This window comes from Sphingomonas sp. Leaf30 (assembly GCF_001422525.1).
Lineage (GTDB): Bacteria > Pseudomonadota > Alphaproteobacteria > Sphingomonadales > Sphingomonadaceae > Sphingomonas > Sphingomonas aerolata.
Genome location: NZ_LMKZ01000018.1, coordinates 671,499 through 696,026 on the forward strand (window position 1 = coordinate 671,499; position 24,528 = coordinate 696,026).

A 24,528-nucleotide genomic window follows, 5' to 3' on the forward strand; every position below is an offset into this window, starting at 1 on the left:
TGGCGCGCCGTCCGATCCCCGATAGCGTCAGGCTAAAGGGGACTGAAAATGCGCCAGATTATCACCGGAATCCTGCTCGCCACCGCCGCCATGCCAATGGCGGCGGTGGCCAGGACCGTCGCGGTCGAGGAACGCTCGATCGATCAGCTTCAGGCAAGCATGACGGCGGGGACGGCGAGCAGTGTCGATCTGGTCCGGGCGTATCTCGCGCGGATCGCGGCGATGGACCGCAAGGGGCCGACGCTGCGCAGCGTGATCGCGCTCAACCCCGACGCGCTGGCCCAGGCCAAGGCGCTCGACGCCGAGCGTCGGGCGGGGCGGGTGCGCGGACCGCTGCACGGTGTGCCGGTGCTGATCAAGGACAATGTCGAGACCGCCGACGCGATGCCGACCACCGCGGGCAGCCTGGCGCTCAAGGACAATATGACGCGCCGCGACGCGCCCGTGGTCGCGCAGCTGCGCGCGGCGGGGGCGGTAATCCTCGGCAAGACCAACCTCAGCGAATGGGCGAACATCCGCTCGACGCGGTCGATGAGCGGGTGGAGCGCAGTCGGCGGGCTGGTCCGCAATCCCTATGCGCTCGACCGGACCGCGTGCGGATCGTCGAGCGGGTCGGGCGCAGCGATCGCGGCGAGCTTTGCAGCAGCCGCGATCGGCACGGAAACCGATGGCTCGGTCGTGTGCCCGTCATCGATCAACGGGCTGGTCGGGCTGAAGCCAACGATCGGGCTGGTCAGCCGCACGCATGTCGTGCCGATCAGCCATAGCCAGGACACGCCAGGGCCGATGGCGCGCAGCGTGCGCGACGTGGCGACGATGTTCTCGGCGATGATCGCGGCGGATCCGGCGGATGCCGCGACCGCGGGGGCGGGCGCGTACAAGCGCGACTATGCCGCCGCCCTGTCGACCAGCGCACTCTCGGGGTTGCGGATCGGGGTCGTCCGGCCCGAGATGACCGCGGACGTCGCGGCGCGGTACGAGGTCGCGCTGGGCGTGCTCAAGGCCGCGGGCGCGGTGCTCGTCGAGGTCAAGCAGCCCAAGCTCGACGGGATCGGCGAGGCGGAGCTGCTGGTACTCCAGACCGAGCTGAAGGCCGATCTCGACACCTATCTGGCGACCACCCCGGCGGCGGTGCGGACCCGGACGCTCGACCAGGTGATCGCGTTCAACCGCGCCAATGCAGCAACGGAGATGCCGTTCTTCGCGCAGGAGACGTTCGAGGCGGCGGCCAAGACCAAGGGGCTCGACGACCCGGCCTACAAGGCGGCACGTGCGAAATCGCTGCGACTGGCAGGCGCGGAGGGGATCGACGCGATGCTGAAGACCGCACGGGCGACGGTGCTGGTCGAGCCGACCTATGGTCCCGCCTGGCTCAGCGAGCCAGTGTACGGCGACCAATATGGCGGGCCGAGCGCGAGCGAACTGCCCGCGGTCGCCGGCTATCCCAACCTGACCGTGCCGATGGGGCTGGTCCGCGGACTGCCGGTCGGGCTGTCGTTCATCGCGACGCGCTACGGCGACGGCACCGTGCTGAACGCAGGCTATGCCTATGAACAGCGGGCCAAGGCGCGGAGCGCGCCGCGTTACCTGCCGTCGGCGGCGGTGGGCACGGGGCTCGACGGAGCCCGCTGACCGGGGGCGACGAACATGCGGTCGTTGCGCAGATAGACGGCGCTGCGATCCTTCAGACGGCGCGTGGTGAAGACGAGGCGATAGTCGCTCGCGAGCGTCGCCTTCAGCGCGCGCAGGCTGCCGACGTTCCAGATCGACAGGTGGCGCGTCGAGGTGACGATCACCGGCGGGCGGTTGGCGAGGATGCGGCGAACCTCGGCCGCCTCGTCGATCCCGGTCGCACCCTGTTCGGTCGACAGGCTAAGCAGGTTGGGAAAGGCGTAGGGCGTCGGTACGCAGGTCCGTGCGAGCAGATAGGTGACGGTGTCGCCGCGGAACACATAGGGGCATTCGTCGCCGCTGTTCGCCTGGACGATGCGGGCCAGCGCATAGGCGCCGGCGGCGTCGTCGCGCCGGACGACGCGTTCGACCGCGAGGATCGTGAAGGGGACGATCAGCGCGATCGCGAGCAGCTTGGCATGGCGTGACAGCGCGGGCGCGGCGGCGATCGCCAGCGGGGCGATCAGCGGCAGGCCGTAATGATCGAAGAAGGTACCGATCGCGAGGAAGCCGAGCGACGCTGCGATCAGCCAGCCAAAGGCGAGCCGCGCGACCGCGCGGTCGGTCCCGAGATGCGCGCGGCGATGCCAGGTGATCGCCGCGGCGGCGATCAGCGGGAGCAGCTGGACGAGGATGCCGAGCAGCCGCATTACCACCTGCGCGAGCGGATAGCCGGGGCGCAGGAAGATCGAGGTGACGTTGGCGAACCAGAAGGTCGCGAACAGGTCGTGCGCGGTGTACCAGCCAAGCGCGGCGAGCGACGGCGCGAGCCCGACGGCGATCCACAGCAGCGCCGCGCCCAGCGTCGCTGAGACCGGCGCGCCGGTGCGGCGGTGGAACCAGAGATGCGCCAGCCCGAAGAACGCGCCCTCGAAGGCGGGCGTGTATTTCATCTGGATCGCGATCCCGGCGAGCAGGCAGGCCAGCGCGCCGCCACGCACGATCGCGCGGCGGTCGTTCGCCGCCGCGAGTGCGGGCAGGCGGAAGGTCAGCAGCGCGGCGATGGCGATCGGCAGATTGTAGAAGACCGGCGCCTGCCCGCCGCCGCCGCTGAGCAGCGACAGCCCGGCCAGATAGGTCGCTCCCGCCGCCAGCGCACCACGCCGCGTCGCGCCGATCCGCATCGCGCCGTGATGAACGAGGACCGCAGTCAGCCAGGCGCAGCCGGTCGCGACGAGCTGATAGGCGAGGATCCCGTCGCCGGGGAGCAGCCGGATCGCCGCGAACAGCAGGAACAGCCCGATCGGCTTGCGATCCCAGATGTCGACAAAGGGGATCGCGCCGTGCAGCACCCGGTCGCCGACCAGCAGATAATATTGCTCGTCGACGGCGATCACCGGATTGCCGAAATCCCAGGCGCGGATGGCCAGCGCGATCAGGAGCAGGATCAGCGCGGGCGTCCAGCGGGATCCGGGCGGTGCAGTCGTGGCCGATGTCATCAGTAGAAGGTCCTGAGCGTCAGCGTGCGCGTCGTCCCGTCGCACAGCCCGAGTCGGACGACGCTGGCGGGTGGGCGGATGGTCCAGTTCGCCAGCGGGCTGGTCGGATAGTCGCGGGGGATGGGCTGGCCGTCGATCGAACAGATCAGGTCGCCGACCTGCCACCCGCTCGCCTCGGCCGGGCCGCCGCGCATCACGTGCAGGACCTTCAGCCGGTTGCTTTCGACCCCCATCAGCAGGCCGCTGGTCGACCGGATCGGGCGGGGATCGGCGACGTCACCGCGGCGCAGGACCATCCGTGCTGCGCTCGGGTCGAGCAGCACGCGATAATGCTGGAGGAACCCCGAGCCGAGCCGCCCGGCGGCGCCGATCGACTGCGAAAAGCCTGCCTCGGGTTCGATCCGCACCTCGGTGTCGCGCGCGACGAGCGTGCCGACGCGGATCTCGGGGGCGATCGCGAGGCCGCTGACGACCGAGCCGCCGAGCCCATAGGCGATCGCGGTGGTGGTCGGCAGCCCCGGCGGCGCGGCACGGCGCCAGCCGGCGGCGGTTACGGTGATCGCCGATCCGTCGCCGGTATCGACGACGATCGGCGCCAGCGCGTGCGTGCCGATCCGGATCGCGCTTTCATAGACGCGCCGATCGGACGAGATCGTCAGCGGCGCGGTCTCGCCCGCGAACGGCAGCCGCCCGGTCGGGATCAGCCGGAAGCGGCGCGCGGCATAATCGATGTCGAGCGCGTGCGCGGCGAGCAGGTCGCGCCCGACCAGCAGGTCGACCGCCGTCGCGCTGCCGGTCGCGAGCGCGGGGAGGGCGGCGACACTGACACCGCCGCCGCTGCGGGTCAGGCCGCCCAGCACGATCGACCGCGTCGGCATCCAGCGCAGCGCAACCGACCCGCCGATCGCGCTCGCCCGCCCGCCGGGCTTCAGCGCGCGGCGGACGACCGCGGGGGAGGTGTCGGCGAGCAACGTGTAGCTGACCCCCGTGTCGAGGATCGCGGTGATGCTGCGCCCGTCAATCTGCATCGCGAACCGGATCTGGTTTCCCGGCGTCAGGTTGAACGGCACCCAGCGACTTTCGGTATCGGCGGCGAGCCGGGCGACGCCCTGGTCGCGGTCGGCGGGCGAGGTGCTTGGGGTAGAGCTCGCCTGGATGGGCGCGGCCGCGGCCTGCGATGCCGGCTGCCGCGTCGTGATGCTCAGGGCCGCCAACAGCGGGACGATGGCGAGAATAAGCAAACGCATGTGAATCGTCCCTAGCGCGTTGGCGGGGCCTTACAAGCTACGCGTGCGCAGGGTCGAGCAGGCGGCTTGTGGTGGTAAGCGGTCAGACGACTTTCGGGAGCCGGGCATGAGATAGCGGGCATTCTCTTGGCAAACGCCAACGAGGGCTAAGGGCTACACGTGAGGGCAGCCACCGGGGGAAAATCCTCGGTACCAGCAATAGTTCTGTCAAATATTATGGCTAGATCTACCTTATGACTTGGTCCGCGCTGTTTATATCTTCCCTACTCGCAATCGGACTCGCAGCAGCGATCATCATCAGCGTGCAGAACTGGAGCCGCTTGGCACCGGCGTTGGCAAGGTGGGGTTGGCTTGGCACGTTGCTTCTCGCAGTTTTGCATCTCTGGATGGCACACGGGGGGTGAATTCGCGGCGAAACCACAAGGGCGGCGGTATTTGGAATAGGTACCATCCTCTTCCTGACACTCGGTATTGTGGAATACAGACGTACGCGCCGGCAATCTGCCAACTAAGAGGCGTACATTCCTAACGAACGGCTGTTTTCAGGGAAGGCGAGTGCGAATCTGAACGTCTGCAAGTGGGCGTAAGCGGAATGTCTGGTATGGGGAGGATAGCGGACATTGCTTTTGGTCGCGTTAGCGCCACTTTGCGCCATGACTTCGATCCCATGCTGCGCTCGAATGGACGACAATTTGAACCGGGTTCGCGTCGTCCACGCGGATCGTACGGACTGTCCCGATGCCTTCGTTACAGAAATGAACGGCGGCTACGGCTTCACGATGGCGGTAGCAGCGCTATTGAAATTGCCTTCTGCCCTTGGTGCGGTGCTCGCCTGCCCCAGATGGACCATTGATGGTGGAAAGCGGACCTTCCTCTTTCGAGGTCTCTTTTAAGAAAGCTGGCACTCCATATTCTACCAAGTACGTCGGTTGTTTAAATCAAAGAACGGACCGGATCGGCCTTAATGTCGGTAGAGAATGGCGATCGAGACGCCCGCGTCGATAGGCCCGCCTATGAAAAAATCGCGTTTAACGATCTTTAGTCCCCATATGGGCCGCAAGCCGCTGCCACTGCTCGCGCGTCCTACATTCGACGCGCCCCGTCTTGCGGCGGGTTAGGCATTCACGCCGATCTTTGGAAAAATCAGTTAGCGAACGACCATCCCGAAGCGTTCGCGACTGATAATTATCGCCGGCTGCGTTAAGCTGCGCAGTTGTCGGATATGGCATGGGCCGCTGAACTTGTGACGACGCCGGCCAACTCGTCAACGCAACGGCAACCAACAGGACGCGGTACTTCAAAAGAGTTCCTCCACATCGTGAACCATAGGCAGCTTCTGCAGCGTTATCACTCTCGCCAATCCAGATCAAAAATTCGATACGGCCAACCTCTAGTGTCGGCGGAAAAGCGGAACCGCTGAGATCGAGCGTGCGCGATCGACTTTAGGTATGTGAAATCGAAGGGCAGGGCTTAACTCCACCAAACTGACGCCTTTATGGCACCGCATACCCATGTTTCAGGCTTCGCCTTCGTCTTTAGCACCTGAATGAATGGCCGCAATCAGGAACGTGGATCAAGTTCCGGGACGGTCGAAACTGGGCGTAAGCGGACCGGCCAGTTTTAGCACGGTTTCGACCACCTGCCCTTGACGCAGCCGGCAGGGGTCAGAGGCACGCCTCCAGATAGGCCTGATCGAAGCCGAACTGCTTGGCCTTGTCGAGCGTGTAGGGGCGCAGGCCCATCGAGCGGTATTCGCCGAGGATCTTGCCGTCTGCGCTCTCGTCGAGATATTCGAACTTGAACAGCTCCTGCGTGACGATCACGGGGCCCTCCATGCCGATCACCTCGGTGATGTTGGTGACGCGGCGCGAGCCGTCGCGCAGGCGCTTCACCTGGATGATCAGCTCGACCGAATCGGCGATCTGGCGGCTGATCGCTTCCTTCGGGACCTTGATGTCCGACATCATTACCATGTTCTCCATACGCGCGAGCGCCTCGCGCGGGGAGTTGGCGTGGAGCGTGCACATCGAGCCGTCGTGACCGGTGTTCATCGCCGCGAGCATGTCGAAACACTCGGAGCCACGGATTTCGCCCAGGATGATCCGGTCGGGGCGCATACGCAGCGCGTTCTTGACGAGATCGCGGATGCTGATCTCGCCCTGGCCCTCCAGATTGGCGGGCCGCGTCTCGAGCGGCAGCCAGTGCGGCTGTTGCAGGCGAAGCTCGGCCGCGTCCTCGATCGTCAGCACGCGCTCGCCCGGGTCGATCATCTTCGATAGCGCGTTGAGCATCGTTGTCTTGCCCGAGCCGGTACCGCCCGAGATGACGACGTTGAAGCGCGACGCGCCCGCGATCTTCAGCGCGGTCGCCATCTTGGGGCTCATGCTGCCGAACCCGGCCATCATGTCGAGCGTGATCGGCTTGGCCGAAAACTTACGAATCGAGATCGCGGTGCCGCGCAAGCTCAGCGGCGGCACGATCACGTTGACGCGGCTGCCGTCCTTGAGGCGGGCGTCGGCGAGCGGCGTGGTCTGGTCGACGCGGCGGCCGACCGAGTTCACGATCCGCTGCGCGATCTGGAACAGATGCTCCTCGTCGCGGAACTGGATGGGGGCGAGTTCGAGCTTGCCCTTGCGCTCGACATAGGTCTGTTCGGGGCCGTTCACCATGATGTCGGTGATGTTCGGATCCGCGAGCAGTTCCTCCAACGGCCCAAGCCCGAGCAGCTCGTCGACCAGCACCTTTTCCAGCGCGAACTGTTCGCGGCGGTTGAGCGTCAGCTTCAGCTCGGCGAGCACCTCGCCGATGATCGGGCGGAATTCCTCTGCCAGCTCGTCCTTGCCGAGCGTCGCCGCAGCCTCGGGATCGACGCGTTCGAGCAGGCGGGGGAGTACCTGTTCCTTAATCTTGTGGATCGACTGTTCGAAGCCCTCGACCTTGCTCGCGCCCGCATCGCCCGACGCGGCCTGACGATCGGCGAGTCGCTGCATCGCGTCGACCTGGCCGATCGGCACGCCGCCCTCGGTCTCGCCGGGCATCGGCAGGAGGGTGTCGAGCGCAGGGAATTGCGCGCCGCCCTCGGGATCGGGTCGCGGGGCGGGGCCACCGCCCTGCATCGGTCGCGCGACTCCGAACGCGGGCCGCGCTGCCGTTCCGCCACTCATCCCACTGCGTCGTCCGAACGCGCTCATGCACCAGTCCCTCGATCGTTAATGCCGGGGTTACCGGCGAAGCCTTGCCAATTCGCTAACCAATCGGTCGGCGACCGCGCGGCGTCCGGAAACGGGTTCTGCCGCGGCGCGCGGGCGGATAAGGGGGGCGCATGCTGATCCGCCTGCTAACCCTGCTCGTCCTTCCGCTCGCCGCGCTCATCGGCATCGCCGCCCCCGCCAGCGCCGACGACATCAGCGCGACCGGGCGAGGGGTCGTGCGTGTCGTGACGATCGCGGTGGTCGACGATCAGGTCGTCGGCTTCGGTCATGGCAGCGGCTTCGCGGTCGCGCCCAACCGGATCGTCACCAACGCGCATGTCGTCGAGCTGGCGGAACGCTATCCCGACAATGTCGTCGTGGGCGTTGTGCCGACTGAGGGGGACAAATCCTATCAGGGCAAGGTGATTGCCTATGACGTGCAGCGCGATCTGGCGCTGATCGAGTTCACCGGCGCGCGCCTGCCGCAGACCGCGCTGTATACGGGACCGATCGATGAGGGCGGGGCGGTGGTGTCGCTGGGCTTTCCCGGCAATGTCGACCTCGCCACCGCGCGCTCGGCCGCGGACTATATCCGGCCGACCAGCCCGGTGCGGTCGGAGGGCGTGTTCTCGGGCCGGCGCAGTCTGAGCGATGTTGAGGTGCTGTTGCACACCGCCAATATCGCGCGCGGGAATTCGGGTGGCCCGCTGCTCGACCGGTGCGGGCGGGTGATCGGCGTCAATTCGGCGGTCACGCGCGGCGAGGAGGGTGATTCGACGTTCGGTTTCGCGATCGCGGATACCGAGCTCGCCGCGTTCCTGCGCGAGGCGAAGCAGCCCTATAGCGCGGTCGGAACGCCGTGCACCTCGATCGAGGAGCGGCTGCGGCAGGACAGCGACGCAGACGTGCGCGCGGCGGCCGATGCGGCGGCGGCGCGGCGTGATGTGGCGACGCAGGCGGCGCTATCGCGCGAACGCGCGCTGGAACAGGCGCGTATCGAGGCGGAGCGCCGGCGCGAGAACGTCATGGCGATCGCGGGGCTGCTGCTGGTCGCAGGCGCGCTCGGGATCGGTGCGGCGGGGCTGCTCGAATCGCGCAGCCGGCGGCGTGCGGCGATTTGGACGGCAGCAGGCGGTGGCGTCGCGGTAGTCGCGGCGGTCGTCGTGTTCGTGGCCAGGCCGTCGGGCGCGGTCGACCTTCCCGCGGCGTCGGTCGCGCGCTCGGGGCCAGTGGTCGAGGACAAGGCGCTCGGCCGGCTAATGTGCCGGCTGATCCCCGAACGGAGCCGGATCACGATCTCGTCGAGCGAAGACGTGCCGCTCAGCTGGGGCGCGGGTGGCTGCGTCAACGGCAAGACCCAATATGTCGCGGGCAATGGCCGGTGGGAACGCGTGCTGGTGCCCGAGGCCGAACAGACGGTGTCGCTGCTGTCGTTCGACCCGGCGACGCGCACCTACGCCAATACGCGCTATCTGATGTCGGCGGCGGGGATGACCGCGGCGCGGGCGGCGCGTGGCGACACGCCGGGGCAGTGCACGACCGATCCGGCGGCGATCACGCGGCTGGTCGGCCAGCAGTCTGCAGTCCGGGCCACGCTGCCGCCGCTGCCCAATGAGAAGCTCGTCTATTCCTGCACGTCGGCAGACTGATCGAGGCTCGTTTACCCCCTCGGCACGCGCCGATCCGCATGGCAGGATGGCGGTGTTGAGGGGGATGGCGATGCGGGTAATGCACAGAGTTAGGCATGGGGTGGCGTGGAGCGTCACGATCATGGCGGGACTGGTCGCGGCCTGGACGCCGGCAGCGGCGAAATGGGCGCACGCGACCTCCGATCATTTCGAGATCTATGCCGACATGTCGCCCGCCGCGCTCACGACGATGGCGACGCGGCTCGAGCAGTTCGACGGGGCGATCCGCCATCTCCATCGTACGCCGGAGGGCACCGACGCGAAGGGCGCGAACCGCGTCACCGTCTATGTCGCGAACGACGTCGCGGCGATCCGCCGATTGTCGGGCGATCGCGGCATCGCCGGATTCTACCTGCCGCGCGCGAGCGGGTCGGTCGCCTTCACCCCGCGGATCGACGAGGGCGGGGACGGCAGCCGTTCGACGCGCGGCGGCGGAATTCCGCAGATCGTCCTGTTCCACGAATATGCGCATCACTTCCTGCTGGGCAATTACGCCGCCGCCTATCCGGCATGGTTCTCCGAGGGCTATGCCGAGTTCGTCTCGACCGCCGCGTTCGAGAAGGAGTATGTCCAGCTCGGCGGCGCGGCGCAGCACCGGGCGTACAGCCTGCTCGCGGCGAAGCCGGTGCCCGCGGCGACTTTGTTCGCGACCGGGCAGCAGCTGACCGACGAGCAGCGCGGGGTGATGTACGGGCGCGGATGGCTGCTGACGCACTACCTGATGTTCGACGCGGCGCGCGGCCGGCAGCTCCAGCAGTATCTGACCGCGCTGAACGCGGGAACGCCGAGCGTAACCGCGGCCACCGCGGCGTTCGGCGACCTGCGCGCGCTCGACAAGGCGCTCGATGCGTATCTTCGCCAGTCGCGCATCCCGGGGCTGCGGATCGCGTACGATAAGCTGCCCGTCGCGCCTGTGGCCGTGACGCCGTTGCCGCCGGGCGCCGCGGCGATGGTCGAGCTGCGGATGCAGTCGGAGCGCGGCGTCAATCGTGCCACCGCCGCACCGATCTTTGCGCGCGCCGCCCGGATCGCGGCGGCCTATCCCGACGATGCGCTCGCGCAGGGCTGGCTGGCGGAGATGGCGTATGATGCGGGGCAGGACGATGTGGCGCTGGGTGCTGCCGACCGCGCGCTCGCCGCCGATCCGACGTCCCGGCAGGCGATGCTGTATAAGGCGCAGGTGATGATGCGGCGCGCCGCTGCGGCGACACCGCGCGATGCTTCAGCATGGAGTGCGGCACGGCGCTGGATCGTCACGGCCAATCGCCAGGCGCCGGACGATGCCGAGGCGCTGTCGCTCTATTATGACAGCTTCGCCGCGGCAGGCGAGGCTCCTAGCGCGGCTGCGATCCTGGGGATCGGTCGCGCGCTCGAGCTGGTGCCGCAGGACCCGGCGCTGCGCTTCAAGGTCGCGGCGCAGGCGATCCTGGATGGTCAGACCGATGCTGCCCGACGCGCACTGCGCCCGCTCGCCTATGACCCGCACCAGTCGGCAGACAACCCGGCGGCGCGGCTGATCGCGATCCTCGATACCGGCGTGACGGGGCCCGCGGCGATGCTCGCGCTTGCGAAGGCACGGGGGGAGACGGTGGCGGCAACGCCGTCTGGGCCGACACCGGCGAATTAGCGGGAGGGCGCCAACCCCACCGTCGTCACGATGTCGACGTTTGAGGATCGCCTGAATGTGCTGGCGACATGGCGGGTTCGCGCGGAGCCTCTTTCGCCAGCAGCGCACGTTTGCGATCGAGGCCATAGGCATAGCCGCCAAGTGTCCCGTCGGTGCGAAGCGCGCGGTGGCAGGGGATGAGGATGGCGATCGGATTGGCGCCGCACGCGCTGCCCACGGCGCGAACCGCGGCCGGGGTGCCGGCGGCAGCGGCGAGTTGCGTATAGGTGCGCGTTTCGCCCGCGGGGATGCGGGCAAGCGCCTGCCAGACCGCCTCCTGGAACGCGGTGCCGCGGACGTCGAGCGGGAGGTCGTGCTGGCGGTCGGGTGATTCGACGGTGGCGACAACGCGCGCGGCGAGCTCGGCGAGTGCCGTATCGCCGGGCGTGACGATCGCCCGGGGGAAGCGCGCGACGAGGGCTGCCGCGTCCTCGTCGAACGCCACGCGGCACAGCCCCGTATCGGTCGCGGCGATCAGTAGCGGCCCGAGACTGGTCGCGACGACCGTCCAGCGGATCCGGACCCCGTCGCCGCCGCGCGCCCAGACGCTCGGCGGCATCCCCATGCGCGACGCGGCGCCGGCATAGAAGCGACTCGGTGCGGCATAGCCCGCATCGTAGATCGCGGCGGCGACGTGCGCCTCCCGGGTCAGCGCGTCGGCGGCGCGTGCGCTGCGCAGGCCGCGGGCATAGGCGGCCGGCGTGACCCCGGTCGCGCGCTTGAACAGCCGGTGGAAATGATGCGGCGCATAGCCCGCCTGCGCCGCGAGCTGGTCGAGCGAAAGGCGGTCGTCCGTGGCTTCGAGCAGCGCGACGGCGGCGGCGACCGCGATCCGGTCGCGGCCCACGGAGTCCGGGGTACAGCGAAGGCAGGCCCGGAACCCGGCCGCCCGGGCGCTGGCCGGGTCATCATGGAAGACGACATTCTCGCGTCTGGGATGGCGGGCCGGACAACTCGGCTTGCAATAGATGCCGGTCGTCTTCACCGCGACGATGAACCGACCGTCCCACGCCCGGTCCCGGTTGGCAAAGGCGGTCCAGGCGGTGTCCGGATCTGGGGCGATGTGCGTCATGGCCAAGGTGTAGCGCGTCGGTCGGGGCGCTGCATCCCGCGGCTTGCGGTCAAACCGGGGAGCAGATGCCCGCGCTTTTCAGCCGCCATTCGCGTGGAACAGCGCAAGCGTGAGCGCCTTTGCCAGATCGGCGCTCGGCTCGTGATAATCCTTGCGGCGATCCGAGTTGAAGCCGTGGCCCGCCTCGTAGACATGGACCGTCGCGGTCGGCCAGTCCCTGGCGATCACCTGCTCGACGCCCTCCATCGGGATGCCGTGATCATGGCGACCGAAATGGAGGATGACGGGGACCTTGGGCTCTTCGTCCGCCGCCGCCGGGATCATGCTGCCATAATAGCCGCTCGCGGCGGCCACGCCGGTGAGGCGGGTGGCCGCGAACCACGCGACCGATCCCCCATAGCAATAGCCGACGACGAACACCGGCCCGGCGGGGGCGAGCGAGTCGATGCAGGTCTGGACGTCGGTCAGCGACAGTTCGAACGGATGGAGCTGCCGCGCAAGCTCGATCCCGCGGGCGAGGCCGTCACCCGAATAGTCCGCCTCGAAGCCTGGATGCTCCCGGTCGAACAGGGCGGGTGCCAGCACTTCATAGCCATCGGCCGCATAGTCGTCGCACAGATCGCGGATATGGTCGGTGACGCCGAAGATCTCCTGCACGAGGACGAGGCCGCCGCGACGGTCTCCTGTCGGCTGCGCATGATAGACCGCGATCGTCGCGCCGTCGGACATGGTCATCGTTTCCATCGTGCCGGTCATTCCGATTCCTTGTCATGTGATCCTGTTCCGACCATTATCGTCATTCCCGCGGAGGCGGGAACCCATAGTGGAAGGCCCTGCGATGAATGCGCTGGGTCCGGAGGATATGGATCCCTGCCTGCGCGGGTATGACGATGAGGGCGAGGTGGGGCCCTCCAACCATCTGCCGATGACAAAACAGTCACAAACCAGTCGTCTCCTCCGCCCGCCCGGCTTGCCAATGGTGGAACCCGATGCTACCCGCGCCGCGTCCCGGTAGAGGTGCTTTCGCGCCCTCTTCCCTTGTGGGACGGCGACATTCGGTTTCAGACGAGGATTGACAGGTCCGTGGAGACACTTCCCGGTAACGGCGGCGGCGCTATCCAGGCGAGCTTAGGTGGGCGTTATGCGCTCGCTCTGTTCGAACTGGCGCGTGACGCCAAGACGATCGACGCGGTCGAGCAGAGCCTGTCGACCGTGCGCGACGCGCTGGCGCAGTCCGACACGCTCCGCGACCTCACGACGAGCCCGATGGTATCGCGCGGCACGGCGGTGAAGGCGATCTCCGCCGTCGCCGACGAACTTGGCGTCGATGCGACCACGAAGAATTTCCTGGGCGTGCTGGCCGAGAACCACCGGCTCGGCGCGCTCGCCAAGATCATCAAGGCGTATCGCACGCTTGCCGCGCAGCATCGCGGCGAGATCGCAGCCGAAGTGACCTCTGCGCATCCGCTGTCCGAAGAGCAGGTGATCGAGCTGAAGCATCAGCTCCGCCAGCGGGTCGGCCGTGAAGTTTCCGTCGACCTCAACGTCGACCCATCGCTGCTGGGCGGACTCGTCGTCCGCGTCGGCAGCCAGATGATCGATTCGTCGATCCGCACCCGTTTGAACACGCTCGCGCAGGCGATGAAAGGCTGACCATGGATATCCGCGCCGCAGAAATCTCGAAGATCATCAAGGATCAGATCGCCAATTTCGGCACCGAGGCCCAGGTCAGCGAGACCGGCCAGGTGCTGAGCGTCGGCGACGGCATCGCGCGCATCTTCGGCCTCGACAACGTCCAGGCCGGCGAGATGGTCGAATTCTCGAACGGCGTGCAGGGCATGGCGCTCAACCTCGAGGCCGACAATGTCGGCGTCGTGATCTTCGGGTCTGACTCGGAGATCAAGGAAGGCGACATCGTCAAGCGCACCGGCACGATCGTCGACGTGCCGATCGGCAAGGAGCTGCTCGGCCGCGTGGTCGATGGTCTCGGCAACCCGATCGACGGCAAGGGCCCGATCCACACGACCGAGCGCAGCCGCGTCGAGGTCAAGGCACCGGGCATCATTCCGCGCCAGTCGGTCAGCGAGCCGGTCCAGACCGGTCTCAAGGCGATCGACGCACTCGTTCCCGTCGGCCGGGGCCAGCGCGAGCTGATCATCGGCGATCGCCAGACCGGCAAGTCGGCCGTCGCGATCGACGCGTTCATCAACCAGAAGACCGCGAACGCGGGCGACGACGAGTCGAAGAAGCTGTATTGCGTCTATGTCGCGATCGGCCAGAAGCGCTCGACGGTCGCGCAGCTCGTCAAGACGCTCGAAGAGAATGGCGCGATGGAATATTCCATCGTCGTCGCAGCCACCGCGTCGGACCCCGCACCGCTCCAGTATCTCGCGCCCTATACCGGCGTCGCGATGGGCGAGTATTTCCGCGATCGCGGCATGCACGCACTCATCTGCTACGACGATCTGTCGAAGCAGGCCGTCGCCTACCGCCAGATGTCGCTGCTTCTGCGTCGTCCGCCGGGCCGTGAAGCCTATCCCGGCGACGTGTTCTATCTCCACAGCCGTCTGCTCGAGCGTGCGGCCAAGATGTCGGACGCGAATGGCGGCGGCTCGCTGACCGCGCTGCCGATCATCGAGACCCAGGCGGGCGACGTTTCGGCGTACATCCCGACCAACGTGATTTCGATCACCGACGGCCAGATCTTCCTCGAAACCGACCTGTTCTTCTCGGGCGTGCGCCCGGCGATCAACGTCGGTCTCTCGGTCAGCCGCGTCGGCTCGGCCGCACAGACCAAGGCGATGAAGAAGGTGTCGGGCTCGATCAAGCTCGAGCTGGCGCAGTACCGCGAGATGGCGGCGTTCGCGCAGTTCGGGTCGGATCTCGATGCGTCGACGCAGAAGCTGCTCAACCGCGGTGCGCGTCTGACCGAGCTGCTCAAGCAGGCGCAGTTCTCGCCGCTGCCGTTCGAAGAGCAGACCGTGTCGATCTTCGCCGGCACCAGCGGTTTCCTCGACAAGGTGCCCGTCGCCGACGTGACCCGCTACGAGCAGGCACTGTTGGCCGACATGCGCGCGAACCACGCCGATGTGCTCAAGCTGATCCGCGATACCCGCGATCTGGGTAACGAGGCGAAGGACAAGCTGAAGGCAGCGCTCGAGGCGTTCGCCAAGACGTTTGCATAAGTAGAACATGCCCCCGCTGACGCGGGGGCAGGCTGGGCCTCCGCCTTCGCGGGGGAACAAAGGGACGTAGATGGCGAGCCTCAAGGCACTCAAGATCCGTATCGGCTCGGTGAAGTCGACACAGAAGATCACCAAGGCGATGAAGATGGTCGCCGCTGCGAAATTGCGCCGTGCGCAGGACGCGGCGGTTGCCGGCCGGCCCTATGCCGAGCGGCTCGAAGCGGTGATGGCGAGCCTTGCCGGGCGCGTCGGCATCGCGCCGGGCGCATCGCCGCTGCTGGCCGGGACCGGCAAGGACCAGGTCCATCTGATCGTCATTGCGACGTCGGAGCGTGGTCTGGCCGGTGCGTTCAACACCAACATCGTCCGTGCGGCACGCCGCAACGCCGAGGAGCTGATCGCGGCCGGCAAGACCGTGAAATTCTATGTTGCCGGCAAGAAGGGGCGTGTGATCAAGCGCTTCTTCCCGAACGACATTCTCGCCGATCACGAGATGGGCGGAATCAAGAAGCTCGCGTTCAGCGACGCGCAGGCGATCTCCGAAGACCTGATCAAGCGCTTCGGCGAGGGTCAGTTCGATGTCGCGCATCTGTTCTACGCCAAGTTCGTCTCGGCGCTCGTGCAGGTGCCGACCGGCATCCAGATCGTTCCCGTGCCGCTCTCGACAATCCCCGGCGCAGAGGCAAAACCCAACGCACCTGCGGAAGCCGTGGTCGAGTATGAGCCCGACGAGGAAGCGATCCTGGCCGATCTGCTGCCGCGCAACGTCGCGATCCAGATCTTCCGCGCGCTGCTCGAAAACGCAGCGTCGGAGCAGGGCAGCCGCATGAACGCGATGGACAACGCCACGCGCAACGCGGGCGACATGATCACGCGCCTCTCGATCCAGTATAACCGTACACGCCAAGCCGCGATCACGACCGAGCTGGTCGAAATCATCTCGGGCGCCGAAGCGCTCAAGTAAGCCCAAGGAAGCAGATAATGGCAACCGCCCCAGAGACCATCGCCCCAGTGGCGGCAACGAACAACACGGGTCGCATCTCGCAGGTGATCGGCGCGGTCGTCGACGTGCATTTCCCCGACAACCTGCCCGCGATTCTGTCGGCGCTCGAAACCGATAACAACGGCAACCGGCTCGTCCTGGAAGTCGCGCAGCATCTCGGCGAGAACACCGTCCGCACGATCGCGATGGACGCGACCGAGGGTCTGACCCGCGGCCAGACCGTCACCGACACCGGCTCGCAGATCCGCGTGCCCGTCGGCCCGAAGACGCTCGGCCGCATCCTCAACGTCATCGGCGAGCCGATCGACGAGCGCGGCCCCGTCGGCGCAGAGCAGACCGCCCCGATCCACGCATCGGCACCGCTGTTCGTCGACCAGTCGACCGAGAGCGCGATCCTGGTCACCGGCATCAAGGTCATCGATCTGCTCGCACCCTATGCAAAGGGCGGCAAGATCGGCCTGTTCGGCGGCGCCGGCGTCGGCAAGACCGTGCTGATCCAGGAACTGATCAACAACATCGCCAAGGGTCACGGCGGCACCTCGGTGTTCGCCGGCGTCGGCGAGCGTACCCGCGAGGGTAACGATCTGTATCACGAGTTCCTCGACGCGGGCGTCATCGCCAAGGATGCGGACGGCAATCCGCAGTCGGAAGGCTCGAAGGTCGCGCTCGTATTCGGCCAGATGAACGAGCCGCCGGGCGCACGTGCTCGTGTGGCTCTGTCGGGTCTGACGATCGCCGAATATTTCCGCGACGTCGAAGGCCAGGACGTGCTGTTCTTCGTCGACAACATCTTCCGCTTCACGCAGGCGGGCGCAGAGGTGTCGGCACTGCTCGGCCGCATTCCGTCGGCCGTGGGCTATCAGCCGACGCTGTCGACCGACATGGGCGCGCTGCAGGAGCGCATCACCTCGACCAACAAGGGGTCGATCACCTCGGTGCAGGCCGTGTACGTTCCCGCGGACGATCTTACCGATCCGGCGCCGGCGACGTCGTTCGCGCATCTCGATGCGACGACCAACCTCAACCGTGCGATCTCGGAGCTGGGCATCTATCCGGCAGTCGATCCGCTCGACTCGACGTCGCGTCTGCTCGAGCCGCGCGTCGTCGGCCAGGAGCATTACGACACCGCGCGTGCGGTCCAGTCGACGCTGCAGAAGTACAAGTCGCTGCAGGACATCATCGCCATTCTCGGCATGGACGAGCTTTCGGAAGAAGATAAGCTCACCGTGCAGCGTGCGCGCAAGATCCAGAAGTTCCTGAGCCAGCCGTTCCACGTCGCGGAGGTCTTCACCGGCATCAGCGGCAAGTTCGTGCAGCTCGAGGACACCGTCCGCTCGTTCAAGGCGGTCGTCGAGGGCGAATATGATCACCTGCCCGAGAGCGCCTTCTACATGGTCGGCGGCATCGACGAAGCGGTCGCCAAGGCCGAGAAGATGGCTGCGGAGGCGTAAGCCAACCTGACTCCCCCTCCCGCAAGCGGGAGGGGGCTGGGGGGTGGGCACCCGCTCTCCACGTCGCGCGAGGCCGATAGCGCGAGCCCACCCCCGGCCCCTCCCGCATGCGGGAGGGGAGTGAGAAGATAGACATGCTGCATTTCGAACTCGTCACGCCAGAAAAGCTCGTCCGGTCGGAGGAGGTCTATATGGTCGTCGTCCCCGGCACCGAAGGCGACTTCGGCGTGCTGGAAGGCCATGCGCCGTTCATGTCGACCGTCCGTGACGGGAGCGTACAGGTGCATCGGACGCAGAACGGCACGCCCGAGACGATCGCGATCCGCGGTGGTTTCGCCGAGGTCAACGCCACGGGCCTGACCATCCTCGCCGAGCAGGCGGGCGAGTAAACAGCCTCAGGCGAGCGCCGCGTCGGTAGCGACGGGCGCCGCCGCCTTGCGCTGCCGGGCTAGCACCTGCAGCAGCGGCCGTTCGATCCAGCGGTGGACGATGAGCCCCGCGACCGTCGACAGCATCACGAAGAGCGCGACGAAGACACCCGCCGGGCAGTCCGGCAGGACCCCGCCGATGCGCCACAGCAGGGCGATCAGGCAGGGGTGGACGAGATAGGTCGAATAGGAGGCGTCGCCGATCCGCGCGACGATCCGGTCGAACCGGCCGCCACCCGGCGTGTCGATCACCCCGAGCAGGACGAGTGCCCAAGGCAGCCCCCAGGTCCAGCTGCGGGCGAGACCGGAGATGCCGGCGACCGCCGCCTGGACATCGCCCGAGACCGCGGGACCCAGCCCGACGGCGATGCCGATGGCGAGCAGCGCGATCCCCAGAACCGTGGCCATCGCCGCGACGGGTGCGGTGATGCCCCGTCGCCAGGCGATCCAGACAAGCAGGCCAAACGCGAATTCCAGCTGCATCGGGTTGAAGAGCAGCCGCGCCGGCGCCCAGCCGGGCTGAACGATGCAGCCGATCAGCGCAACGGCCAGCGTCGCGACCAGCAGCCACCGGATCCTGTGATGGCGGGCAGTCATCGCGAGCGCGACGAGCGCGTAGAAGGCGAATTCGAACCCCAGCGTCCAGCCGACATAGAGCGAAGGCTGATGATAGTCGGCGCCATCGAGCAGCGGGAGGACGGTGATCGACATCAGCATCGCCTCGACCGGCTGCGGCTCGGTCGCGACGAGGATATAGGCGATGCTGGCGAGCGCGAAGAGCGGGACGATGCGGCGCCAGCGCTGGACGAGAAAGCCCCAGGGATCGCGTGGTGCGGTCGCGAGCGACTGCGCCATCACGAAGCCGCTGATGACGAAGAAGAGATCGACGCCGCTGATGCCGACCACCGCGAGATTGGGCACCGACGGGATGAACGCGCCGGTGATCCGGACCGGACCCGCTTCGACCAGGTTCGCTGCATGCGCGGCAACGACGATCGTTGCAGCGAGCGCGCGCAGCCATTGGACCGGGGTGACACGCTGCGCCGACATCCACCCTGGATAGCGTGCTAGCGGTTAAGCGTCGGTTGCTGTCGTATCAGAGAAAATTATAGGGATCGACGTCGACGGTGACGCGTACCTTGGACGGCCAGTCGAGCGTGCCGAGCCATGCACGGATGACGTCCTGCACGTCGAGCGCGCGCTTCGCGTGGACGAGCAGGCGGTAGCGGTGCCGGCCGCGCAGCATCGCGAGCGGCGCGGGCGCGGGGCCATAGACATGCATCCCCTCGACCTGCGGCGCGCTTCGCCCGACGAGATTGGCGGTGTCGTGCGCGCAACGCTGATCCTCGGACGAGACGACGATCGCGGCATAACGGCCAAAGGGCGGCGCGCCCGCATCCTTGCGCGCCTCGGTTTCCGCCGCATAAAAGGCGTCGGCGTCGCCGGTGATCAGCGCCTGCATCACCTGCGCGGCGGGGCTGTGCGTCTGGATGAAGACATGGCCGGGCTTCTCGCCGCGCCCGGCACGCCCCGACACCTGGCGAATCTGCTGGAAAGTGCGCTCGGCCGCGCGCAGGTCGCCGCCGTCGAGCCCCAGATCCGCATCGACGACGCCGACCAGCGTCAGATTGGGGAAGTGATAGCCCTTGGTCACCAGCTGCGTGCCGACGACGATGTCGATATCGCCCGCCTCCATCCGGTCGACGAATTCCGCCGCCTTGGCGGGGGACCAGATCGTGTCGGAGGTGACGACCGCGGTCTTCGCCTCGGGAAACAGCGCGGCGACCTCGTCCGCGATCCGCTCGACGCCGGGACCGCAGGCGACGAGCGTATCCTCGCCCTGGCATTCGGGACAGACGCGCGGCGTCGGCTCGGCATGGCCGCAATGATGGCAGGCAAGCCGCCGCGTCAGCCGGTGCTCGACCATCCATGCGGTGCAGTTCGGGCACTGGAACCGGTGCCCGCAGGTGCGGCACAGCGTCAGCGGCGCATAGCCGCGGCGGTTGAGGAACAGCAGCGCCTGTTCGCGCTTCTCCAGCGTCGCCTGCATCGCCTGGACCAGTCGCGGGGCGAGCCAGCGACCGCGCTCGGGCGGCTCCTTGATCAGGTCGATCGGTTCGATCGTCGGCATCTCCGCCACGCCGAACCGGCCGGGCAGCTTCAGTTCGGCATAGCGGCCGGTCGCGACCTGCTGGCGGGTCTCGATCGCGGGGGTGGCGGAGGCGAGGATGACCGGGCACCCCTCGAACTTGCCGCGCATCACCGCGACGTCGCGCGCATGATAATGCACACCCTCTTCCTGCTTGAAGCTGGTCTCGTGCGCCTCGTCGACGACGATCAGGCCAAGATCGCGATAGGGCAGGAACAGCGCGGATCGTGCGCCGACCGTCACCAGCGCTTCCCCGCTCGCGATCGCACGCCACGCGCGCCTTCGCTGGGTCGACCGCAGCCCCGAATGCCACGCGATCGGCTCGCAGCCGAACCGGTCGTGGAAGCGCTTGAGGAAGGGCTCGGTCAATGCGATCTCGGGCAGCAGCACCAGAGTCTGGCGGCCGTCGCGGATCGCCTGCGCGACCGCCTCGAAATAGACCTCGGTCTTGCCTGAACCGGTCACGCCGTCGAGCAAAGTCGGCGTGAAGATGTGGTCGGCGACGCCTTTGACGAGCGAGTCCGCCGCCGCGCGCTGATCGGGCGACAGCGTGGGAACGTGATGCAGCGGGTCGGGGACAGGATAAGGGCTGTCGATATCCACCTCGACCGCTTCGATCCCGCCGACCTTGACGAGGCCGCGAATGACCGCGTCGCTTACCTCGGCGAGCTGCGCCAGTTCACGGATCAGGCCCTGGCGATCGCCGATCCGTTCGAGCGCCTGTTCGCGTTGCGGCGTCAGGCGCGGGGGGATCGTGCCGGTCGCGCGATATTCGGTCGCGGTGCGCGCGCCCTCGAGCGCGGAAGTCGAGGCGAGCGACATCCGCAGCACCGAGGCGGGGGGCGCCAGATAATAATCGGCGGTCCATTCGATCAGCCGGCGAAGCGGCGCACCGAGCGGCGGTACGTCCGCAACCGCGAGCAGATTGCGCAGGCGGTTGTCGCCGACCTCCGCATCGGACGGCATCCGCTCCGCCTCCCACACCACGCCGAGCAGCTGGCGCGGGCCGAGCGGCGCGACGACGATCGAGCCGGGCGCGACGTCCATGCCCGCGGGCACGCGATAGTCGAGCGGCCCAAGGGCGGCGTTGAGGATCAGGACACGGGCGCGCGACGACATGGCCGATGCATATGGGGGCAGATCGACTCGACGGAAACCTTTTAGCGGCGTGTGGTCGTTGTCGCGGCGCCCATCGGGCTGAACCCGATCAGGCGGCGCGGCGCCGTTCGCCGATCCGTTCGCGCTTGGCGCGGTAGAGGACGATGTCGACGCGGTGGACGAAATCGCGGACCGTCTGGCAATCGGCTTCGAGCGCGGCGATGCCGACCGTGCCCGCGCTGATCATCGCCAGGCCGTCGACCGAGACCGGCACCTGCAACGCCTCCTGCAGGCGGCTGACGATCTCTTCGGGTGCACCGACCAGCGCGGGGTCGTCGACGATCACCGCGAATTCGTCACCGCCAAGCCGCGCGGCTAGGCTGCCGCGAAGCCATGGCGCCTGCAGGATCTGGCCGACGCCGCGCAGCACGTCGTCGCCCGCGTTGTGGCCGAGCGTGTCGTTGATCGCCTTGAACCCGTCGAGATCGACCAGCGCGAGCAGCAACGGCGTTGCCGCTGTACGCGCGCGCGTGATGGCCGCGTCGAGCGCCCGGTCGAAGGCGGCCCGGTTGGCGAGACCGGTGAGCGCATCGGTTTCGGCCGTGCGTCGCAGCGTGAGTTCGAGCGCGTGACGCTCGGTCACGTCCTGGAAGATGCCGACGATCGCGACGGGACCGTCCACGTTCCGCTGGGCCGCATGTTCGAGCTCGCCCTGCACGCGCACGCGTCGTGGATTGCCCAGTGCAGTGGTGAAATCGAGTTCGAGATCGATCGGCACACCGGTCCGGATGACGTCGGTGAGCGCCTGCGCGATCTGTTCGCGGGCATGGGGGGGATAGTGATCGATCGCCTTCGACGGGTCGGGTTGCGCGCCAAGCGGCAGCTCGTGGATCCGGAAGACGCCGTCGGACCATTCGAGCGGACCGTCGGGCCACAGCACCCGCCACGATCCGATCGCCGCCATCCGTTCCGCCTGGCGGAAGATGCGATCCTGGCGAGCGAGAACGGACGACTGGCGATCCGCGGTCACCGCGATCGCCAGCGCCTGCATTGCCGCGGTCCGCGCGGCGATCGCAGCCTCGGCAAGCGTGGCGAGATGCACAAGCGCTTTCCGCCCTGCTGCGTTCAGGCTGCGCGGATGGGTGTCGAGCACGCACAGCGCGCCGATCGGGTGACGTCGTCCGTCGTCGGCGATCGCGTGGATCGGGGCACCGGCATAGAATCGCACCCCGTCGGATGCGGCAACCAGGGGGTTGGCAGCGAATCGCGAATCACCCGACAGGTCCTCCACGACCAGCGGCGCCGATCCCTGGATGGTGACGTTGCACATGGTCACGTCGCGCGCGATCTCGCCGCGTTCGCCGTCATTGGCCGCCTTGATCCACAAGCGGTCACGATCGATCAGCGTCATCATTGCGCTGGGGCAGTCGAGCATTTCGGCCGCCAGCGCGACGAGCGCGTCGAATTCGCGCTCCGGTTCGGTATCGAGCAGCGCGAGCGCGTTGAGCGTCGCCACCCGGCGTTCCTCGTCGGCCGAGGCAAAACGCGATGGTGATCCGGGCATTTCGCGAGGGGTGGACTCGGGGAGCGACATGTCTTCGAATAGGCCTGCGTTAGTTAATTTTCTTTGTCGTTCAAACGCTCTAGCATGCCGGAATGACCTCACCCGACACGCTTACCCCGTCGATGCTCTGGGCGACGCATCTGGCGCGGGACCGGATGCGGTCGGTGCACACGGTGCGCGCCTATCGCGCAGTCGCCGAGCGGTTGACGGCGTTCCTCGTCGGGCACTGGGCGGGGGCGGTCGACCGCGCGGCGCTGGGCCGGACGAGCACGGCGGATCTTCGCGCCTATCTGGCCTATCGGCGCGGGCAGGGGCTGGGGAATGCATCGGCGGCGCGCGAGCTGTCCGCGGTGCGCGGTTTCCTCGCATGGGCGAATGCGGATGCCGAGCCGCCGCGGCTGAAGGGGCCGCGGGTCCAGCGCGGCGTGCCGCGGCCGATCTCGCCGGCCGAAGCGGTGGCGCTGGCCGGGGAGGTCGCCGACGATGCTGCCGAGCCGTGGATCGGCGCGCGCGACTGGGCGGTGCTGATGCTGCTGTACGGTGCCGGGCTGCGAATCGGCGAGGCATTGCTGCTGACGCCAGCGATCCTGCCGCTCGGCGAGACGCTGTCGGTAACCGGCAAGCGCGCCAAGACGCGGATCGTGCCGCTGTTGCCGCAGGTCCGGACCGCGGTCGAGGCCTATGTCGCAACGTGCCCCTGGGCGCTGGTGCCGGGGGAGCCGCTGTTCCGGGGCGCGAAGGGTGGCCCGCTCGCCCCCGCGATCGTGCGCCGCGCGGTCCGCGGGGCACGCGGGCGGCTCGGGCTTGGCGAGCGGACGACGCCGCACGCACTGCGCCACAGTTTTGCGACGCATCTGCTGGGACGCGGGGCGGACCTGCGCGCGCTGCAGGAGCTGCTCGGCCATGCGAGCCTCAGTTCGACGCAGATCTATACGCAGGTCGACGCCGCGCATCTGATGGACGTGTACCGCAACGCGCATCCGCGGGCGTAGCGCAGGGTCAGCCTTTCGGCTTCCATGTCAGCACGCGCCAGCCATAGGCCAGCGCGATGATGACGAACGTCGCGACCGAGACAGGGCCGACATAGCGGTCGAGCTGCTGGAACCGCGAGCCGAGCAGGATGCCGGCATAGGCGAGCACGGTGTTCCAGATCGCGCTGCCCGCAGCGGTCCAGATCACGAACTTCCACAACGGCATGTACGTCATGCCGGCCGGGAGCGAGATGATCGTCCGGAAGGTCGGCATGAAGCGGAAGACGAAGATCACCCAGCCGCCGCGCTTCACGAAGAAGCGGTGGACCTTCTCGATATCCGACCATTCGATCGTCAGCCAGCGGCCATGCCGCTCGACGAACGGGCGGAAGCGCTCGTAGCCGATGTTCCGGCCGATATAATACCAGAAGTAATTGCCCGCGACCGATCCGACCGTGCCCGCGACGATCAGCGGCACGACCGCCATATGGCCGCGCGCGACGGCAATGCCGCCGAGCCCCATGATCACCTCGGACGGCACGGGGGGCACAATATTCTCGAGCGCCATCAGCAGGAAGATGCCGAAATAGCCGCCCCAGGCGATCAGGTTGATGATGAATTCGGTCATGGCTAACCGATACTTCCGGGGAGCCTCATGTGTTCCCTCGACAGTGCGGTCGCACCATCCCGGCCTGAGCCGGGATG

The 24,528-nt window shown here is 67.6% G+C and carries 19 protein-coding genes; 10 read left to right on the forward strand and 9 right to left on the reverse strand.

What is annotated here, in order from left to right; genetic code table 11:
* Positions 1 to 48: 48 nt before the first annotated feature.
* Positions 49 to 1,632, forward strand: a complete 1,584-nt coding sequence (locus tag ASE89_RS16815; RefSeq protein WP_056680009.1) for an amidase — start codon at positions 49 to 51, stop codon at positions 1,630 to 1,632.
* Here the strand turns inward: ASE89_RS16815 and ASE89_RS16820 are convergent.
* Entirely contained in the window at positions 1,584 to 3,110 is a 1,527-nt protein-coding gene (locus ASE89_RS16820) for a hypothetical protein (protein WP_056680012.1), read from the reverse strand. The two genes, ASE89_RS16815 and ASE89_RS16820, sit on opposite strands and share 49 nt — an antisense overlap.
* Positions 3,110 to 4,357 carry a PDZ domain-containing protein gene (locus ASE89_RS16825; protein ID WP_168427709.1) on the reverse strand — a complete coding sequence of 416 codons (1,248 nt, stop codon included), beginning with the start codon at positions 4,355 to 4,357 and terminating at the stop codon, positions 3,110 to 3,112. The genes ASE89_RS16820 and ASE89_RS16825 overlap by 1 nt, the downstream gene beginning before the upstream one ends.
* A 667-nt stretch (positions 4,358 to 5,024) precedes the next feature.
* Here ASE89_RS16825 and ASE89_RS16830 point away from each other — a divergent pair.
* Complete coding sequence (locus tag ASE89_RS16830) at positions 5,025 to 5,210, forward strand: DUF6980 family protein (RefSeq protein WP_443024360.1); 186 nt, start codon at positions 5,025 to 5,027, stop codon at positions 5,208 to 5,210.
* Between the two features lie 811 nt (positions 5,211 to 6,021).
* On the opposite strand, the gene ASE89_RS16835 is transcribed toward ASE89_RS16830, so the two are convergent.
* Positions 6,022 to 7,548: a CpaF family protein gene (locus ASE89_RS16835; RefSeq protein ID WP_166746812.1), complete on the reverse strand. Its 1,527-nt coding sequence runs from the start codon at positions 7,546 to 7,548 to the stop codon at positions 6,022 to 6,024.
* 131 nt (positions 7,549 to 7,679) lie between these two features.
* Here ASE89_RS16835 and ASE89_RS16840 point away from each other — a divergent pair, with 131 nt between their 5' ends.
* Together ASE89_RS16840 and ASE89_RS16845 are read left to right on the forward strand one after the other, a co-directional pair.
* Positions 7,680 to 9,197 (forward strand): trypsin-like peptidase domain-containing protein, encoded by a 1,518-nt coding sequence (locus ASE89_RS16840; protein ID WP_056680019.1) that lies wholly within the window; start codon positions 7,680 to 7,682, stop codon positions 9,195 to 9,197.
* A gap of 79 nt (positions 9,198 to 9,276) precedes the next feature.
* The gene (locus tag ASE89_RS16845; protein ID WP_236701842.1) at positions 9,277 to 10,863 is read left to right on the forward strand and encodes a tetratricopeptide repeat protein; all 1,587 of its coding nucleotides are present in this window, start codon (positions 9,277 to 9,279) and stop codon (positions 10,861 to 10,863) included.
* A 25-nt stretch (positions 10,864 to 10,888) separates the two neighbouring features.
* On the opposite strand, the gene ada is transcribed toward ASE89_RS16845, so the two are convergent.
* Together ada and ASE89_RS16855 are read right to left on the reverse strand one after the other, a co-directional pair.
* Complete coding sequence (gene ada, locus ASE89_RS16850) at positions 10,889 to 11,974, reverse strand: bifunctional DNA-binding transcriptional regulator/O6-methylguanine-DNA methyltransferase Ada (RefSeq protein ID WP_056680022.1); 1,086 nt, start codon at positions 11,972 to 11,974, stop codon at positions 10,889 to 10,891.
* A 78-nt stretch (positions 11,975 to 12,052) separates the two neighbouring features.
* Positions 12,053 to 12,730, reverse strand: a complete 678-nt coding sequence (locus ASE89_RS16855) for a dienelactone hydrolase family protein (protein WP_056680025.1) — start codon at positions 12,728 to 12,730, stop codon at positions 12,053 to 12,055.
* Between the two features lie 327 nt (positions 12,731 to 13,057).
* Here ASE89_RS16855 and ASE89_RS16860 point away from each other — a divergent pair, with 327 nt between their 5' ends.
* From ASE89_RS16860 to ASE89_RS16880, 5 genes are all read left to right on the forward strand, one after another.
* Positions 13,058 to 13,627: a F0F1 ATP synthase subunit delta gene (locus ASE89_RS16860; protein ID WP_056680028.1), complete on the forward strand. Its 570-nt coding sequence runs from the start codon at positions 13,058 to 13,060 to the stop codon at positions 13,625 to 13,627.
* Between the two features lie 2 nt (positions 13,628 to 13,629).
* Positions 13,630 to 15,159 (forward strand): F0F1 ATP synthase subunit alpha, encoded by a 1,530-nt coding sequence (gene atpA, locus ASE89_RS16865; protein WP_031394432.1) that lies wholly within the window; start codon positions 13,630 to 13,632, stop codon positions 15,157 to 15,159.
* Between the two features lie 70 nt (positions 15,160 to 15,229).
* Positions 15,230 to 16,123: a F0F1 ATP synthase subunit gamma gene (locus ASE89_RS16870; RefSeq protein ID WP_056680032.1), complete on the forward strand. Its 894-nt coding sequence runs from the start codon at positions 15,230 to 15,232 to the stop codon at positions 16,121 to 16,123.
* A gap of 17 nt (positions 16,124 to 16,140) precedes the next feature.
* Complete coding sequence (atpD, locus tag ASE89_RS16875; protein ID WP_037530472.1) at positions 16,141 to 17,613, forward strand: F0F1 ATP synthase subunit beta; 1,473 nt, start codon at positions 16,141 to 16,143, stop codon at positions 17,611 to 17,613.
* A 134-nt stretch (positions 17,614 to 17,747) separates the two neighbouring features.
* Positions 17,748 to 18,002, forward strand: a complete 255-nt coding sequence (locus ASE89_RS16880; protein WP_056680035.1) for an ATP synthase F1 subunit epsilon — start codon at positions 17,748 to 17,750, stop codon at positions 18,000 to 18,002.
* A gap of 6 nt (positions 18,003 to 18,008) precedes the next feature.
* Here the strand turns inward: ASE89_RS16880 and ASE89_RS16885 are convergent, their stop codons facing one another.
* The 3 genes from ASE89_RS16885 to ASE89_RS16895 all read right to left on the reverse strand — a co-directional run bounded on the left by ASE89_RS16885 (position 18,009) and on the right by ASE89_RS16895 (position 22,804).
* On the reverse strand, positions 18,009 to 19,091 hold the full coding sequence (locus ASE89_RS16885) for an acyltransferase family protein (protein ID WP_056680038.1): 1,083 nt from the start codon (positions 19,089 to 19,091) through the stop codon (positions 18,009 to 18,011).
* 46 nt (positions 19,092 to 19,137) lie between these two features.
* Entirely contained in the window at positions 19,138 to 21,309 is a 2,172-nt protein-coding gene (locus ASE89_RS16890) for a primosomal protein N' (RefSeq protein ID WP_056680041.1), read from the reverse strand.
* 88 nt (positions 21,310 to 21,397) lie between these two features.
* Positions 21,398 to 22,804 carry a sensor domain-containing diguanylate cyclase gene (locus ASE89_RS16895; RefSeq protein WP_236701843.1) on the reverse strand — a complete coding sequence of 469 codons (1,407 nt, stop codon included), beginning with the start codon at positions 22,802 to 22,804 and terminating at the stop codon, positions 21,398 to 21,400.
* A 140-nt stretch (positions 22,805 to 22,944) separates the two neighbouring features.
* Between ASE89_RS16895 and ASE89_RS16900 the strand changes: the two genes are divergently transcribed.
* Entirely contained in the window at positions 22,945 to 23,844 is a 900-nt protein-coding gene (locus ASE89_RS16900; protein WP_056680044.1) for a tyrosine recombinase XerC, read from the forward strand.
* A gap of 7 nt (positions 23,845 to 23,851) precedes the next feature.
* On the opposite strand, the gene ASE89_RS16905 is transcribed toward ASE89_RS16900, so the two are convergent.
* Complete coding sequence (locus ASE89_RS16905) at positions 23,852 to 24,451, reverse strand: DedA family protein (RefSeq protein WP_031441513.1); 600 nt, start codon at positions 24,449 to 24,451, stop codon at positions 23,852 to 23,854.
* Positions 24,452 to 24,528 lie beyond the last annotated feature (77 nt).